This is a genomic window from Cellulomonas sp. APG4 (assembly GCF_009996735.1).
GTDB lineage: Bacteria > Actinomycetota > Actinomycetes > Actinomycetales > Cellulomonadaceae > Actinotalea.
This window is the reverse complement of the sequence record NZ_JAACYI010000002.1, coordinates 178768-193938: the sequence shown is the minus strand read 5'-3', so window position 1 is coordinate 193938 and position 15171 is coordinate 178768. Positions and strand designations below refer to the sequence as shown.

14 protein-coding genes and 1 rRNA gene are annotated in these 15171 nt (G+C 73.4%); 13 read left to right on the top strand and 2 right to left on the bottom strand.

Annotated elements, in window-relative coordinates; translation table 11 throughout:
- Window positions 1–38 precede the first annotated feature (38 nt).
- From rrf to GXB85_RS02930, 13 genes are all read left to right on the top strand, one after another.
- Window positions 39–155, top strand: a 5S ribosomal RNA gene (gene rrf, locus GXB85_RS02985).
- Window positions 156–910: 755 nt separating this feature from the next.
- Entirely contained in the window at window positions 911–1360 is a 450-nt protein-coding gene (locus tag GXB85_RS17765; protein ID WP_202627478.1) for a hypothetical protein, read from the top strand.
- Window positions 1357–2361 (top strand): HAD-IIA family hydrolase, encoded by a 1005-nt coding sequence (locus GXB85_RS02975; protein WP_161916140.1) that lies wholly within the window; start codon window positions 1357–1359, stop codon window positions 2359–2361. The genes GXB85_RS17765 and GXB85_RS02975 overlap by 4 nt, the downstream gene beginning before the upstream one ends.
- A 136-nt stretch (window positions 2362–2497) precedes the next feature.
- Window positions 2498–2680 (top strand): hypothetical protein, encoded by a 183-nt coding sequence (locus tag GXB85_RS17760; RefSeq protein ID WP_202627477.1) that lies wholly within the window; start codon window positions 2498–2500, stop codon window positions 2678–2680.
- On the top strand, window positions 2677–3540 hold the full coding sequence (locus tag GXB85_RS02970; RefSeq protein ID WP_161916139.1) for a TlyA family RNA methyltransferase: 864 nt from the start codon (window positions 2677–2679) through the stop codon (window positions 3538–3540). The genes GXB85_RS17760 and GXB85_RS02970 overlap by 4 nt, the downstream gene beginning before the upstream one ends.
- Entirely contained in the window at window positions 3537–4454 is a 918-nt protein-coding gene (locus GXB85_RS02965; protein WP_161916138.1) for an NAD kinase, read from the top strand. Before GXB85_RS02970 ends, GXB85_RS02965 begins: the two co-directional genes overlap by 4 nt.
- Window positions 4451–6172 carry a DNA repair protein RecN gene (gene recN / locus GXB85_RS02960; protein ID WP_161916137.1) on the top strand — a complete coding sequence of 574 codons (1722 nt, stop codon included), beginning with the start codon at window positions 4451–4453 and terminating at the stop codon, window positions 6170–6172. Before GXB85_RS02965 ends, recN begins: the two co-directional genes overlap by 4 nt.
- A 6-nt stretch (window positions 6173–6178) precedes the next feature.
- On the top strand, window positions 6179–7369 hold the full coding sequence (gene steA, locus GXB85_RS02955; RefSeq protein WP_161916136.1) for a putative cytokinetic ring protein SteA: 1191 nt from the start codon (window positions 6179–6181) through the stop codon (window positions 7367–7369).
- 34 nt (window positions 7370–7403) lie between these two features.
- On the top strand, window positions 7404–8537 hold the full coding sequence (locus GXB85_RS02950) for a copper transporter (protein ID WP_161916135.1): 1134 nt from the start codon (window positions 7404–7406) through the stop codon (window positions 8535–8537).
- Window positions 8534–9382 (top strand): hypothetical protein, encoded by an 849-nt coding sequence (locus tag GXB85_RS02945; protein ID WP_161916134.1) that lies wholly within the window; start codon window positions 8534–8536, stop codon window positions 9380–9382. Before GXB85_RS02950 ends, GXB85_RS02945 begins: the two co-directional genes overlap by 4 nt.
- Window positions 9367–11010, top strand: coding sequence for a murein biosynthesis integral membrane protein MurJ (murJ, locus tag GXB85_RS02940; protein WP_370523967.1), 1644 nt, complete (start codon window positions 9367–9369; stop codon window positions 11008–11010). Before GXB85_RS02945 ends, murJ begins: the two co-directional genes overlap by 16 nt.
- A 39-nt stretch (window positions 11011–11049) precedes the next feature.
- Window positions 11050–12717 (top strand): CTP synthase, encoded by a 1668-nt coding sequence (locus tag GXB85_RS02935; RefSeq protein ID WP_161916133.1) that lies wholly within the window; start codon window positions 11050–11052, stop codon window positions 12715–12717.
- The gene (locus GXB85_RS02930; RefSeq protein ID WP_161916132.1) at window positions 12714–13310 is read left to right on the top strand and encodes an NUDIX domain-containing protein; all 597 of its coding nucleotides are present in this window, start codon (window positions 12714–12716) and stop codon (window positions 13308–13310) included. Before GXB85_RS02935 ends, GXB85_RS02930 begins: the two co-directional genes overlap by 4 nt.
- Before the next feature lie 21 nt (window positions 13311–13331).
- Here GXB85_RS02930 and GXB85_RS02925 read toward each other — a convergent pair whose 3' ends face one another.
- Window positions 13332–14282 carry a heme A synthase gene (locus tag GXB85_RS02925; RefSeq protein WP_370523966.1) on the bottom strand — a complete coding sequence of 317 codons (951 nt, stop codon included), beginning with the start codon at window positions 14280–14282 and terminating at the stop codon, window positions 13332–13334.
- A gap of 79 nt (window positions 14283–14361) precedes the next feature.
- A complete protein-coding gene (locus GXB85_RS02920) occupies window positions 14362–15171 on the bottom strand; it encodes an ABC transporter permease (protein ID WP_370523976.1) in 810 nt (269 codons plus the stop codon).

The window sequence follows — 15171 nt, the reverse complement described above, 5'->3', positions numbered from 1 at the left end:
AGATACGGTCGGGACACCGATTGACATCTCCATAGAGTTACGGCGGTCATAGCGAAGGGGAAACGCCCGGCTCCATTCCGAACCCGGAAGCTAAGCCCTTCTGCGCCGATGGTACTGCACGGGAGACTGTGTGGGAGAGTAGGTCGCCGCCGAACATCCTTTCAGAAAGGGCCACCCCACCGGGGTGGCCCTTTCTGCATTCAGCCCTCCGACCATGAGATGATCTGCCGACAGGCCTCGAAAGGACACTCCACACGTGCAGCAGGATCAAGACGACCGCGGTCGCGGTGACGAGAGGTCGCGGCCCAGTGTCGACAGCACGCCCGGCGACCGCGGTCGGGATGGGGCACGGTCCGACGTGCGCGACGCAGGTCGTTCAACGGCGACGGCGGGTGAGGGCCGAGGACGGCCCGCGCGCGGTCAAGGCGAGGGTGGTGCGTCCGCCGTGGGCCAGGGAGCGGACGGACGCAGGTCACGCGGAGGTACCGCCGGGGCCCGGCGAGGACGAGCCGATCGCGACGGAGCGACCCGAGCGCGCGACGGTCGTAGAGAGGCTGACGACGACGCGTCAGCCCGGTTGCACGCTCGACGAGGAGGTTCAGGCTCCGACGCCTCACCTCGCGGTCCGCGTGCGCCAGAGATTCCCGACGAGGTCCAGGCGAGCGATCTCGACAGGGCCGCTCGGGCGCGTCTGCGGACGCTCAGCAGGGAGAATGCGGACGGGGTCGCGCGGCACCTGGTCATGGCCGGGCGCCTCTTGGACGACGATCCCGAGCTTGCATACGCGCACGCGCAGGCGGCGGTGCGACGTGCCGGGCGGGTTGACGTCGTGCGTGAGGCCGCTGGCATCACGGCGTACCGAACGGGTCGCTACGCGGAGGCTCTCCGCGAGTTGCGGACCGTCCGGCGCTTGAACGGGTCGAACGAGCACCTGCCGTTGATGGCGGACTGCGAGCGCGGACTCGGCCGCCCGGAGCGCGCCCTGGCCATCGCGCAGGACGAGGTCGTGCGTGAGCTCCCGCCCGAGCTGCAGGTCGAGCTCGCACTTGTCGTCAGCGGGGCCAGGCTCGACCTCGGGGATCCGGAGGCCGCTCTGGCAGTTCTCGACGGTCCCGTGGTGGCCCGCGCGACGGCGGAGCTGCGCGCGCGCGTAGTGATCGCACGCGCGGCCGCCCTCGAGGCTGCGGGTCGCGCGGAAGAGGCCTCGTCGCTCCTCGCGGCCGAAGGGGCCACGGGGCGCGACGAGGAAGACGTCGTCGTGTACGACCTCGAGTCGGAAGCTTCTGCGCCTCGTGCAGGAGCCGTCGTCGACCGGAGATCACGGACGGCTGAGGGTGGGCAAGCGGAGGACGAGGCATGATGCTGGCGGAGTCGACTGAACCGCTGTGCGAGGCGTTCGACCTCGCCCTGGTCGATCTCGACGGAGTGGCGTACCGGGGGCCCTTGCCGGTCGATCACGCGGCGTCGAGCTTGGGCGCGGCCCGAGCTGCCGGGCTGCGCCTGGCCTTCGTCACGAACAATGCATCGCGTGAGCCGGAAGAGGTCGCCGACCACCTCTCGAGGCTCGACATCCCCGCCGGCGCCGATGACGTGATGACCGCCGCCCAGGCCGCCGCCGAGGTGCTCGCGACCCGACTTGCGCGCGGCGATCGGGTCTTGGTCGTCGGTGGTGCTGGTCTGGTCACGGCTGTGCGGGCCAAGGGCTTCGCGGTCGTGTCGTCGGCCGACGAGGAACCGGTTGCCGTGGTGCAGGGCTTCGCGCCCGACGTCGGATGGCGCCACCTTGCGCAGGCGGCGTACGCGATCCAGCGCGGCGCATGGCACGTCGCGAGCAACCGGGACATGACGCTGCCGAACGAGCTCGGTCTCGCGCCCGGTAACGGCGCGCTCGTCGAGGTCGTCCGCGCTGCGACCGGTGTGGAGCCGGTGAGCGCGGGCAAGCCGTCGCCCGCGTTGTTCCGTCTTGCGGTCGAGCGCTTCGGAGGTAAGCGCACCTTGGTGGTCGGAGACAGGCTGGACACCGATCTTGCGGGAGCTCGCGCGGCGGGTTTCCCGGGACTCCACGTGCTGACGGGTGTGAGCACGGCTCGGGACGCGGTGCTCGCCAAACCCGGCGAGCGTCCCAGCTTCCTCGGCGCCGACCTGCGCAGCCTGCTCGAGCCGCATCCTGTCCCTGTGCTTCGCGACGGCTGGTGGGCGTGCCGCGATGCGGCCGCACGGGTGGTCGACGACTCTCTCGAGATGAGAGATGCGGGCGACTCGCTCGACCGTGTGCGCGTCGCGTGCGCCGCGGCGTGGAGCGCCGCAGACGCCGGGCGCGCGCTCACGGCCGGGACGCTGCCGGATCTCGGCGTCGTCTAGCACGAGACCTGCGCGGCTGCGCCTTGTCGGCTCCGGTGCGGGGGTGTCTGTGGAAGGGAGACCGACGCGCGCGTGTGCGGGCGGTAGCGTGGCACGGAGAACGTGTGCGCAGGGCGACGGGACGAGGAGGCGAGCGGTGGATCAGGTCGAACGGCACGAGGATGGCGGCCCGACCGTGACCGCGACGGGGGATTCCTCCGTCGACGCCGCACTGAGCGTTCTCGACGGCCTGCACGCGCGGCCGGTACGCGAGCACGTCGCGGTCTACGAGGCGGTGCACGGTGCTCTCTCCGACCGGCTGGCCGAGACCCGCGAATGACGTCGAGGACCACGTCGAGGCTGGACGCGGAGCTCGTGCGGCGCGGGCTCGCACGATCTCGCGCGCGCGCTGCGGAACTCGTCGTCGACGGCCGCGTGAGCGTGGCCGGCGCGACTGCGCGCAAGCCGTCCCAGGGCATATCGTCGGACGCGGAGGTCGCCGTCTCCGCCGGGCCGACAGAGTACGTCTCGCGCGCCGCGCTGAAGCTCGTCGGCGCGCTTGATGCGCTCGACCGGCTCGGGGTGCCCGTCGTCGTCGAGGGTGTCGACGCGCTCGACGTCGGTGCGTCGACCGGGGGGTTCACGCAGGTGTTGCTCGAGCGTGGGGCGCACCACGTCGTCGCGCTCGACGTGGGTCACGGTCAGCTCGCACCTGAGCTGCGCGGCGACGAACGTCTGACCCTCCTCGAGGGTGTCAACGTGCGCGACCTCCGCCCGGGTGTGCTGCCCGGCCCCGAGCCTTCGCTCGCCGTGGCGGACCTCTCCTTCATCTCGCTGACCCTCGCCCTCCCTCCCGTCATGGAGGTCTGCGCGCGCGGCGCCGTGCTGCTCGCGATGGTCAAGCCGCAGTTCGAGGTCGGGCGGGCGCGACTGGGAGCGCGCGGGGTGGTCTCGTCGCCGTCCTTGCGTTCCGAGGCGGTGCTGTCAGTGGTCGAGGCGGCGCGGCGGTGCGGCGGTCTCGTACGCGCAGTCGTGCCGAGCCCCGTCCCTGGCGAGCACGGGAACGTCGAGTACTTCGTGCGGGTGGACGTGGGTCATCGCGGCGAGGCTCTCGAGGGCGGGGCGTCGCCTCGGATCGTGGTGGCCGTCCGCAGCGCGGTCGTCGACGGGACTGCCGTGCTCGTCGAGGAGCACGCATGAGATCGGTCCTGGTGGTGACGCACAGCGGGCGACCTGAGGCGGTCGCGGCGGCCCGCGAGGCCGTCGATTCGCTCCGGCGCGCGGGCCTGCAGCCTGTCCTCGAGCACCAGCTCACGGGGACCGACGACCTCGCGATGACGATCGTGCTCGGCGGTGACGGCACGATCCTGCGCGCGGCCGAGCTCACGTACGGCATGGACGTCCCCCTGCTGGGTGTGAATCTCGGGCACATCGGCTTCCTCGCAGAGAGCGAGCGCGAGGACATCGACGAGGCGGTGCGGCGCATCGCGGCAGGCGAGTTCGACGTCGAGGAGCGCGGGACGATCGACGTGCGGGTGATGCGGCCCGGCGCACGACCCGAGAGCTACTGGGCCATCAACGAGGCGACCATCGAGAAGGCCGATCGCGCTCGCATGGTCGAGGTCGTCGTCGAGGTGGACGGGCGCCCCCTGTCGTCTTTCGGCTGCGACGGGGTGGTCATGGCGACGTCGACGGGGTCGACGGCGCACGCGTTCTCCGCCGGAGGGCCCGTCGTGTGGCCGGACGTCGACGCGATGCTGCTCGTGCCGATCTCGGCGCACGCGCTCTTCGCCCGTCCGCTGGTCGTGGGGCCACGGTCGGTGCTCGCGGTCGAGATCCTGGCCAGGTCGTCGAGTGCCGGCGGGCTGACCTGCGACGGGCGCCGCAGCGCCGAGCTCCCGGTGGGGACGCGGATCGAGGTGCGGCGCGGGGAGACCCCCATCCGGCTGGCCCGGTTGAGCCATGCGCCGTTCACGGATCGGTTGGTCTCGAGGTTCGCGCTCCCCGTCAGCGGGTGGCGTGGGCGCGCGCCGAACGGCGTCCCGGACGTCGGCGACGTGAGCCCGGGCGCGGACGGAGCCCGCGCCGAAGACCCGCGGGGGCGGAGCACGTGATCGAGGACATCCGGATCGAGAACCTGGGCGTCATCACGAGCGCCCACGTGCCCCTCGGGCCCGGCCTCACGGTGATCACCGGCGAGACGGGGGCCGGCAAGACGATGGTCCTCACCGGGCTCGGGCTGATCCTCGGCGGTCGCGCCGACGCCGGTGCGGTGCGGGCGGGCGCGACCCAGGCCAGCGCCGAGGGGTGCTTCGTGCTGCCGCACGGGTCACCCGTCGCCGCGCGCGCTCTCGAGGCCGGCGCGACGGTCGACGACGACGGCTCCCTCGTGGTCGCACGTACGGTCGCGGCGGCCGGACGCTCGCGTGCAGTTCTCGGGGGTCGCACGGTGCCGCAGGGACTGCTCGCCGAGCTCGCCGACCAGCTGGTCACGGTGCACGGGCAGGCCGAGCAGAACCGCCTGCGCTCGCCGCAGCGACAGCGTGAGGCGCTCGACGCCTTCGCCGGGCCCGACCTCGACGAGGCGCTGAGCGCGTACAGGCGTGCGTGGGCCGAGCGTCGGCAGCTGGCGGCCGAGCTCGACGAGATCCTGACCCACGACGCCGAGCGTCGGCACGAGGCCGAGCTGCTCCGGGTGGGGCTCGCCGAGGTCGAGCGGGTCGACCCGCAGCCAGGTGAGGACCACGAGCTCGCCGCCGAGGCGCAACGCCTCGACCACGCAGAGGCGTTGCGCACGGCCGCGCGCTCCGCGCACGACGCCCTCGGCGGAGGCGGCGACCTGGGGGACGTCGGCGGGGCGGCAGTCTGTGTCGACGACGCGCGGCGTGCACTTGAGCAGGTGTCCGAGCACGACGACCAGCTGGCACAGCTCGCGACGCGGGTGGCGGAGGTCGGGTACCTCGTCGCAGACCTCGTGACCGAGCTCGCCGGCTACGGCGAGGACCTCCAGGCCGACCCTGCACGGCTCGACGTCGTGCATCGTCGCCGTGCCGAGCTCACGGCCCTCGCCCGCACCCACGCCGGGACCGTCGACGACGTGCTCGCCTGGGCCGAGGGCGCCGGCCGCCGCCTGCTCGAGCTCGATGGCGGCGAGACGCGGACCGAGGAGATCCGCGAGCGGCTCGCCGACCTCGAGACCGAGCTGCTCGCGTGCGCAGCGCGAGTGACCCAGGTGCGACGCTCGGCCGCCGACGTCCTCGCCCGAGCGGTCACGGACGAGCTCACGGGCCTCGCGATGTCCTCGGCCCGCCTGGTGGTGGAGCTCGAGACGCTCGACGAGCCCGGCCCGTGGGGCGCCGAGGAGGTACGCATGAACCTCGAGCCGCACGCGGGCGCCCCGGCGCGTCCGCTCGGCCAGGGTGCATCGGGAGGCGAGCTCTCGCGCGTCATGCTCGCGATCGAGGTCGCGCTCGCGACCGCGCCCGGCTCAGGGGCGGCGCGGCCCGACACGTTCGTCTTCGACGAGGTCGACGCGGGGGTCGGCGGGAAGGCCGCCGTCGAGGTGGGCCGGCGTCTGGCGGAGCTCTCGAAGCAGGCGCAGGTCGTCGTGGTCACCCACCTGGCGCAGGTCGCGGCGTTCGCGGACCAGCACCTCGTCGTGAGCAAGTCGGTCGAGTCCGGGGCCGACGTCGTCACCGCCTCGGACGTCCGGCGGGTCGACGGCGACGACCGGGTGGCCGAGCTCGCACGCATGCTGTCCGGTCAGGAGGACTCCAGCACGGCGCGGGAGCACGCCGCTGAGCTCCTCGAGCGCTCCGTCGTGGGACGATGACCCGCGATGAGACCGCTTCGTAGGACGCAGCAGACCCCCGCGACCGAGCCCGACGGGCTGGCAGGGGTCGTCCGCGTCGACCCACGGACCAAGAACCTGACCAAGCGGCTGCGTCCCGGTGAGATCGCGGTGATCGACCACCTCGACATCGACCGGGTATCGGCCGAGGCTCTCGCGGCGTGCAAGCCCCTCGCGGTGCTCAACGCAGCCCGCTCGACGTCGGGCCGCTACCCGAACCTGGGACCGGACATCCTGGTGCAGGCGGGGATCACCCTCGTCGACGACCTCGGCCCCGACGTGCTGACGCTCACCGAGGGGCGTCGGGTGCGCGTCGTGGACGGCGCCGTGCACGACGGCGAGACCGTGGTCGCCGAGGGCACGGTGCAGGACGCGGCGTCCGTCGCCGCCGCGATGGAGGAGGCGCGTGCGGGCCTCGCCGTCCAGCTCGAGTCCTTCGCCGCGAACACGATGGACTACCTCCGCCGCGAGCGCGAGCTGCTGCTCGACGGGGTCGGGGTGCCGGACGTCGCGACACCGATCGACGGGCGCCAGGTGCTCATCGTCGTGCGGGGCTACCACTACAAGGAGGACCTCGTGGTCCTGCGGCCCTACATCAAGGAGTACCGCCCGGTGCTCGTGGGCGTCGACGGCGGCGCAGACGCGATCCTCGAGGCGGGGTGGACCCCGGACATGATCGTCGGTGACATGGACTCGGTGTCCGACCGCGCGCTGACCTGCGGGGCCGAGGTCGTGGTGCACGCCTACCGCGACGGCCGTGCGCCCGGGGTCGAGCGCGTCGAGAAGCTGGGCGTGCCCCACGTCGTCTTCCCGGCCACGGGCACGAGCGAGGACGTCGCGATGCTCCTGGCGGACGACAAGGGAGCTGAGCTCATCGTCGCCGTGGGCACCCACGCGACCCTCGTCGAGTTCCTCGACAAGGGACGCTCAGGCATGGCGAGCACCTTCCTCACCCGACTGCGCGTGGGGTCGAAGCTCATCGACGCCAAGGGCGTCTCCCGGCTCTACCGCCAGCGGATCTCGAGCTGGCAGCTGGGGCTGCTCGTGATCGCGGGCCTCTTCGCCCTGACCGTCGCGCTGGCCTCGACCGCGGCCGGCCAGACCTTCTTCATCCTGCTCGCGGCCTGGTACGACGGCGTGTGGTCGTCCGTCCGTGGCCTGTTCGGCGGTGGGGTGTGACCACCTCCACCGCTCCCGACCGAGAGACCTCATCGTGATCGACTTCCGTTACCACCTCGTCTCGCTCATCTCGGTGTTCATGGCGCTCGCCGTGGGCATCGTGCTCGGCGCCGGCCCGCTCAAGGAGTCGATCGGCGACGCCCTGACCGGGGAGGTCGAGGAGCTGCGCAACCGCTCGGGCGACCTGCGGGCCGAGCTCGACGCCCGGACCACCGACCTCGAGCAGGCACGCGCGGCCATGACGGCGCTCGCACCCGACGTGCTCGACGGCGTGCTGACCGACCGCCGCGTCGCGGTGATCGAGCTCGCCGACGTGGACCCCGCGGTGCACGAGTCCGTGCTCACCCTCGTCGACCAGGCGGACGCGACCGTGACGAGCGCCGTGGAGGTCACCGACACCTGGGTCGACCCCACGCAGCAGTCGTTCCGTGCCTCCCTCGCCGGGAGCATGATCGACTTCCTCGAGCCCGTGCCCGCCGACGACGCCGGGACCGAGGCCGAGCTCGCCGAGGCCCTCGTGCAGTCGCTCACGCGCGCGGACCCGACCGACCCGGACCGGCTGGCCCAGGAGAGCGAGGTGCTTCTCCAGATGCTCCTCGACGCAGGGCTCGTCACCTATGACGCGGCGCCGGGCGTGCCTGCCGACGTCGTCCTGCTCCTCGCCGGCCCCACGGTGAGCCTCGAGGAGGTCGAGGCCGAGCAGGAGCAGGTGGCCTCGGCCGATCCCGAGGAGGCCCAGGCGGAGACCGAGCAGCAGGAGGCACGCGTCGCCGCAGGGATCGCCATCGCGGTCGCGGCTCAGGCCCGGTCCGGCGCAGCCGTGGTGGCGGGCGGTGAGCTCACCGACCCGAGCGTCGTACGGTCCGTGCGTCAGACCGGGGACCTGGCCGAGGAGATCAGCACCGTGGACTCGGTCAACGAGGTCGCCGGCCAGGTCGCGGCGGTGCTCGCGCTCGGTGCCCGCATCGACGGCACCGTGGGTCACTACGGGTTCGGCGCGGGTGCCGGGACGCCCATGCCACCACGCGTCCAGCTCGAGCCGCCTGTGCGCGTGGCCACGGGGGAGGGCACGACACCCGAGGGCGGGACCGGCGACGGCGAGGCGGACGCGGGCGCCACGGAGGGCGGCCAGGGCGAGGAGACCGCCGACGACGGGGCCACCGGATGAGCCGCGCCGGTGCGGTGCTCACAGGCTCCCTCGGGGCAGCGGCCGCGACCCTGGGGGTGCGGGCCCTGCTGGACCGCACGACGGGCATGGGCGACGCGGCCCGACGCTGGACGCGCGTGAACCACCGGGGTGCCGACATCAGCCTCCTCGAGGGCCCCGCCGTCGGGGCGGGCCTGGTGGCGGGAGCGCTCCTGGGTGGAGGCGGCGGACGCCGGACGGCCCTCGCAGGAGCCCTGGCGGCGGCAGGAGGAGCGGCCTTCGGCCTCGTCGACGACCTCTCGGAGGACGCGTCCCGCACGCGCAAGGGCCTGCGCGGGCACCTAGGGGCGCTGGCCCACGGCGAGCTCACGACGGGTGGGCTCAAGGTGCTCGGGATCGGCGCGACGTCCCTCGTGGCCGCCGCGGTGCTGCACGGCCGTCCGGTGCGGGGGCAGCGCGCGGGCTGGCTGGGCGACGTCGTCGTGTCGGGTGCTCTCGTCGCGGCCGCCGCGAACCTCGTCAACCTCCTTGACCTGCGGCCAGGACGGGCACTCAAGGCCGGGGCTATCGCCGCGGCCCCCGCGCTCGTGGGCGCCGGCGCACCCCTCGGCGCGGCGTGCGTCGGGGCAGCGGCCGCGGCGCTCGGGCCCGACCTGGCCGAGCGCGACATGCTGGGCGACGGCGGGGCGAACGCGCTCGGCGCGCTGGTCGGGACGGCGGCCGTGGCGTCCTCGCCGCGTCCGGTGCGGCTCGCTCTGCTCGCGGGAGCGGTCGGCCTCACGCTCGCGAGCGAGCGCGTCAGCTTCACCGACGTCATCGCGCGCACGCCCGCGCTGCGCACGATCGACGAGTGGGGTCGGCGCTGACCACGGACGAAGGCGCCTCGGCCCGGCCGGGCGCGCGGCACCTGGTCGCGGGCCTCGCTGGGGCCGCCGCACTCATCGCGCTCGTCAACGTGGCGAGCAGGATCGTCGGCTTCCTCCGCTGGCTCGCCATGGCGGACCAGGTGGGGCCGAACGCACTCGGTACCGCGTACACCTCGGCCAACACGCTCCCGAACGTGCTCTTCGAGGTGGCCGCCGGAGGCGCGCTCGCGGGAGCGGTCGTCCCCCTCGTCGCAGCCCCGCTCGCTCGATCGATCCGCGCCGATGTCGATCGGACGACCTCGGCGCTCATCGGTTGGGCCATGGTCGTCCTGGTGCCGATCGCGCTGGTCGTGGCCGTCGCCGCCCGGCCTCTCGTGGCGGTCTTCCTCGACTCCGGCGATCCCGGTCAGCTCGACGTCGCCGCCCGGTTCCTCGCGATGTTCGCCCCGCAGATCCCCCTCTACGGTCTGGGCGTGGTGCTCACGGGGGTGCTGCAGGCGCAGCGACGCTTCCTCGCCGCCGCCATGGCCCCGCTGCTCAACAGCCTCGTCGTGATCGTCGTCTTCTACGTCTTCGGTGCCATGGCGCCGGGTGCGCGCGACGCCCCAGGGGCGATCGCCGCCCCGGCGATCGCCGTGCTCGGGTGGGGCACCACCGCTGGGGTCGCCGTGATGAGCCTGCCCCTGCTGTGGCCGGTGCACCGCTCGGGGGTTCGCCTGCGTCCGACGCTCCGTTTCCCGGACGGCGTCGCTGCACGTGCCCGCGCCCTCGCGCTCGCGGGGCTCGGTGCGCTCGTCGCGCAGCAGGTCAGCGTGCTGGTCGCCCTTCGCCTCGCGAACGAGCACGGGGGTGACGGCGCCTTCCCGGTCTTCCTCTACACACAGGCCGTCTACCTCCTGCCTTACGCGGTGCTCGCGTTCCCGCTCGCGACGGCCACCCTGCCGCGTCTCGCCGAGCGCGCGGCTCAGGGCGACCGCGACGGGTTCGCGCACCTGAGCGCGATCACGACCCGCACCGTGCTCGTGGTCGCCGTCGTGGGGGCGTCGGCGCTCATCGCGGTCGCACCGGCGGTCGAGCAGGTGTTCGCGCCCATCGCGGACGGCGACGTCACGGGCATGGCGTCCGGGATCACCTGGATGGCGCCGGGCCTGCTCGGCTTCTCACTCATCCTGCACCTGTCGCGCGCCCTCTACGCGCTCGACCACGGACGCGCGGCGGTCATGGCGACCGCCACCGGGTGGCTCACGGTCGCGGCGGCCTCGGCGGTCGTCGTCGTCGCCCTGACACCCGGGGGGCCCGACCAGGCCGGGACGCTCCGAGGACTCGGTCTCGGGACGAGCGTCGGGATGGCGGTCGCGGGTGCGGGGCTCGTGCTCGGCGTCGTCCGGGCGGCGGGCGCTGCGAGCACCCGGGGAGTGGCGCGGACGTTCGCGGTCGCGATCGCGGGCGGCGCGGCGGGAGCCCTTGCCGGCCGGTGGTGCGTCGACGCGCTGGCCCCCACCGGGCCCCTGGGTGCTGTGGGCGCCGGGGCGGTCGGGGCAGCTGTCGCAGGCGCCGTGGTGCTCGTCGCGGTGGGTGCCGCGGACCGGGCCACGCTGCGCGGGCTCACGGCGGCGCGCCGCAGCTGAGGGCGAGACCTCGGCGGCCGTCGGGTAGAGTGGAAGCCCGTGGCAGAGCGCGCGAATCGACTCTCCGGGCGGTCGGACAACACGACCCGGCACATCTTCGTCACCGGAGGCGTCGCCTCCTCTCTCGGCAAGGGACTGACGGCCTCGAGCCTCGGCCGGTTGCTGAGGTCCCGGGGTCTGCGGGTCACGATGCAGAAGCTCGACCCGTACCTGAACGTCGACCCGGGCACCATGAACCCGTTCCAGCACGGCGAGGTCTTCGTGACCGCGGACGGTGCCGAGACGGACCTCGACATCGGCCACTACGAGCGGTTCCTCGACGTCGACCTCACGGCCGAGGCCAACGTCACCACCGGCCAGATCTACTCGAGCGTCATCGCCAAGGAGCGTCGGGGCGAGTACCTCGGCGACACCGTGCAGGTGATCCCGCACATCACCGACGAGATCAAGGCCCGCATGCGCGCGCAGGCCGGTCCGGAGGTCGACGTCATCATCACCGAGATCGGCGGCACGGTGGGTGACATCGAGTCGCAGCCGTTCCTCGAGGCGGCGCGCCAGGTGCGCCACGACCTCGGACGCGACGACGTGTTCTTCCTGCACGTCTCACTCGTGCCGTTCATCGGGCCCAGCGGCGAGCAGAAGACCAAGCCCACCCAGCACTCGGTCGCCGCGCTGCGCTCGATCGGCATCCAGCCCGACGCCCTCGTGCTGCGCGCCGATCGCGACATCCAGGAGAGCACCAAGCGCAAGATCGCGCTCATGTGCGACGTCGAGAACGAGGCCGTCATCGCCTGCGTCGACGCGCCGAGCATCTACGACATCCCGCGCGTGCTGCACAGCGAGGGTCTCGACGCCTACGTCGTGCGCCGCCTGAACCTGCCGTTCCACGACGTCCAGTGGGACGGGTGGGAGCGCGTCACGCGTGCCGTGCACCAGCCCTCCCACGAGGTCGAGGTCGCGCTCGTGGGCAAGTACATCGACCTCCCCGACGCCTACCTCTCGGTCACCGAGGCGCTGCGCGCGGGCGGGTTCGCCAACGACGCGCGGGTCCGGATCCGTTGGGTCGCGTCCGACGACTGCGACACGCCCGAGGCCGCCGAACGCGCCCTGGGCGGGGTGGACGCGGTGCTGGTTCCCGGAGGCTTCGGCGTGCGGGGGATCGAGGGCAAGGTCGGGGCCCTGACGTGGGCGCGGACCCACGGCGTCCCGACGCTCGGCATCTGTCTCGGCCTGCAGGTGATGGTCATGGAGTACGCGCGCACCCAGCTCGGCCTCGCGGACGCGTCGTCGTCCGAGTTCGACCCCGGCACCGAGCACCCCGTCGTGGCCACGATGGCCGAGCAGCTCGCCATCGTCGGCGGTGAGGGCGACCTCGGCGGGACGATGCGGCTGGGCGGGTACGAGGCCGTGCTGACCCCTGGGTCGGTCGTGGCGAAGGCGTACGGCACGGAGCGCGTGGTCGAGCGCCACCGCCACCGCTACGAGGTCAACAACGCCTACCGGGCGCAGCTCGAGGAGGCCGGGCTCGTGGTGAGCGGCGTGAGCCCGGACTCGTCGCTCGTGGAGTTCGTCGAGCTTCCGGCCGACGTGCACCCGTACTACGTGGCGACGCAGGCCCACCCTGAGTTCATGTCGCGGCCCACGCGCCCGCACCCGTTGTTCGCGGGGCTCGTGCGGGCGGCGCTCGAGGTGCGCGGGGAGGCATGAGCTCGCCGCTCGCCGACCGGCCCGCCCACCGTGAGGTGCGCGGTTCCGAGGTCGTGTTCTCTGGGATGATCTGGGACGTCGTGCGCGACACCGTCGACCTCGGTCACGCAGAGGTGCGTCGAGAGTTCGTGCGCCATCCCGGAGCCGTCGCGGTGGTCGCCCTCGACGACGAGGACCGGGTGCTGCTGCTCCAGCAGTACCGGCACCCGGTGCGGGCAGAGCTGTGGGAGCCGCCCGCGGGGCTGCGCGACGTTCCCGACGAGGACCTGAGGGTCGCCGCCGAGCGTGAGCTCGCCGAGGAGGCCGACCTCGTCGCGCAGTCGTGGTGGGTGCTGACCGAGTACCTCACGAGCCCGGGCTCGAGCGACGAGTCGATCACGGTGTTCCTCGCGCGAGGACTCGCCGAGGTGCCGCAGGACCGGCGGCACCAACGCACCGAGGAGGAGCGCGACATGGTCGCGCGGTGGGTGCCGCTCGACGAGGCCGTGGGTCACGTGCTCGCGGGTCGGCTGCGCAACCCGTCGGCCGCCGTGGGGCTGCTCGCGGCGGCGGCGGCCAAGGCGCGCGGCTGGACGGACCTCCGCCCAGCCTGACGGCGCCTTGTCCGGCGCGGCTCAGGCCAGCACGGCGCGCTCGCGCAGGCTCGTGGTCTGGCGCACCTGCGCGACGACGAGCAGCGCTGCGCCGAGCATGTGGCTCGCGACGAGCACCTCGGGCAGGTCGGTGAAGTACTGCACGTACCCGATCAGCCCCTGTGCGAGGGTGACCGCGAGCAGGACGACCGTCGCGCGACGCGTCGTCGTGGGCGCGTCGGTGCGGCGCAGCAGGACGAGGCACAGCACGACCAGGGCGATGTACGTCCAGACCGACAGCGCGTGCACGCGGGCGACCGCGACGGGGTCGAGGGGCCAGCGCTGGGCGAGCTCGGCGTCGCCCGAGTGCGGCCCCGCACCCGTGACGACCACGCCGAGCGTGAGCACGACGGCCAGCACCGGCCAGAGCAGCGGTGTGAGCCGGCGCACCTGCGGGGTCACCACCGGGGTCGGTGCGACGTCGGGCTCGCGATGCCGCACCAGGAGCAGCGTGGACGCCGCGACGAGAGCCATCGAGACCAAGAAGTGACCACCGACCCAGCCCGGGTGCAGGTCCACGAGTACGGTCAGCCCACCGACGACCGCCTGGACGGCCGTCCCCGCGAGCGGCACGAGCGCGAGCCGTCGCAGACCCGGGGCACGGCGCCGATCGCGCCAGACCACCCACACGACGGCGACAGCGAGGACGCCGAGCACCCCCGTCAGGGTGCGGTTGCCGAACTCGATGAACGGGTGCCACGAGGTCGCCTCGTGCAGGACGGGCGTGAACTGCCCGGGCTCGCACTGGGGCCAGGTCGAGCAGCCCAGGCCGGAACCGGTGAGCCGCACCGCACCACCCGTGACGACGATCCCGATCTGCGCGACGAGATTCGCCCACAGGATGCGCCGGACCCAGCGGTAGGCCGGGATGCCGCGTGGCCGACCGGCCTCGTGCGCCGTCGCGGACGGGTGGGGACTCGTCGTGCTGGTCACGGCTCCACGGTAGTCGCCGCCCGGAGCCTGTCAGGAACGTGAGCGTGTGACGTGCACCGGTCGCTCGTGCTGACGCGCCTCAGCTCCAGCGGAAGAAGCGCGCGGTCGCGCTCCCGGCGACGAGCGTCCACACGGCGAGCACGAGGACAGACCCGGGCCGCAGGACGCCGTCGGCGAAGGCGGACCGCAGGCCCTCACCGAGCGCACCGCTGGGGAGCAGGCCCGCGAGGTCACCGAGGGGTCCGGGCAGGACCTCGGCGGGGAGCAGCACGGCGCCTCCGGCGAGCAGCAGCACCCAGACGAGGTTGGCCACCGCAAGCACGGCCTCGGCGCGGAGCACGCCCGCGAGGAGCAGAGCGAGCGAGCTGAAGGCCGCCGTGCCGAGCACCAGCATCACCAGCGCCGCGGGCAGCCCTGCGAGCTCGGGACGCCAGCCGAGGGCGACGGCGATCCCGGCGAGCACGACCATCTGCAGCGCCGCGATCGCCGAGATCCCCACGACCTTGCCGAGCACGAGCCCGCTCCGGCCGAGCGGCGTGGTGGCGAGCAGGCGGAGCACGCCGTTGCGTCGGTCGAAGCCCGTGGCGATCGCCTGCGACGTGAACGCGCTCGACATCACCGCCAGGGCGAGCACCCCAGGAGCGACCAGCGAGAGACGGTCGTCCGTACCGAGGTCGACGAGGTCCGTGCGCGTCAGCACGACGAGGAGGAGCGTCGGCAGCACGAGCGTGATGACGAGCTGCTCGCCGTTGCGCAGGACCGTCCGCATCTCGGCGAGCGCCTGTGCGCCGACGCGCCGCGGCCATGGCGCGGCGCCCGCGTGCGGTCCGTCGAGCGCGAGGCCCTCCGCGTCTGCGGTGGCCGCGGGCCCGGGGTGCGGGGCGGGCAC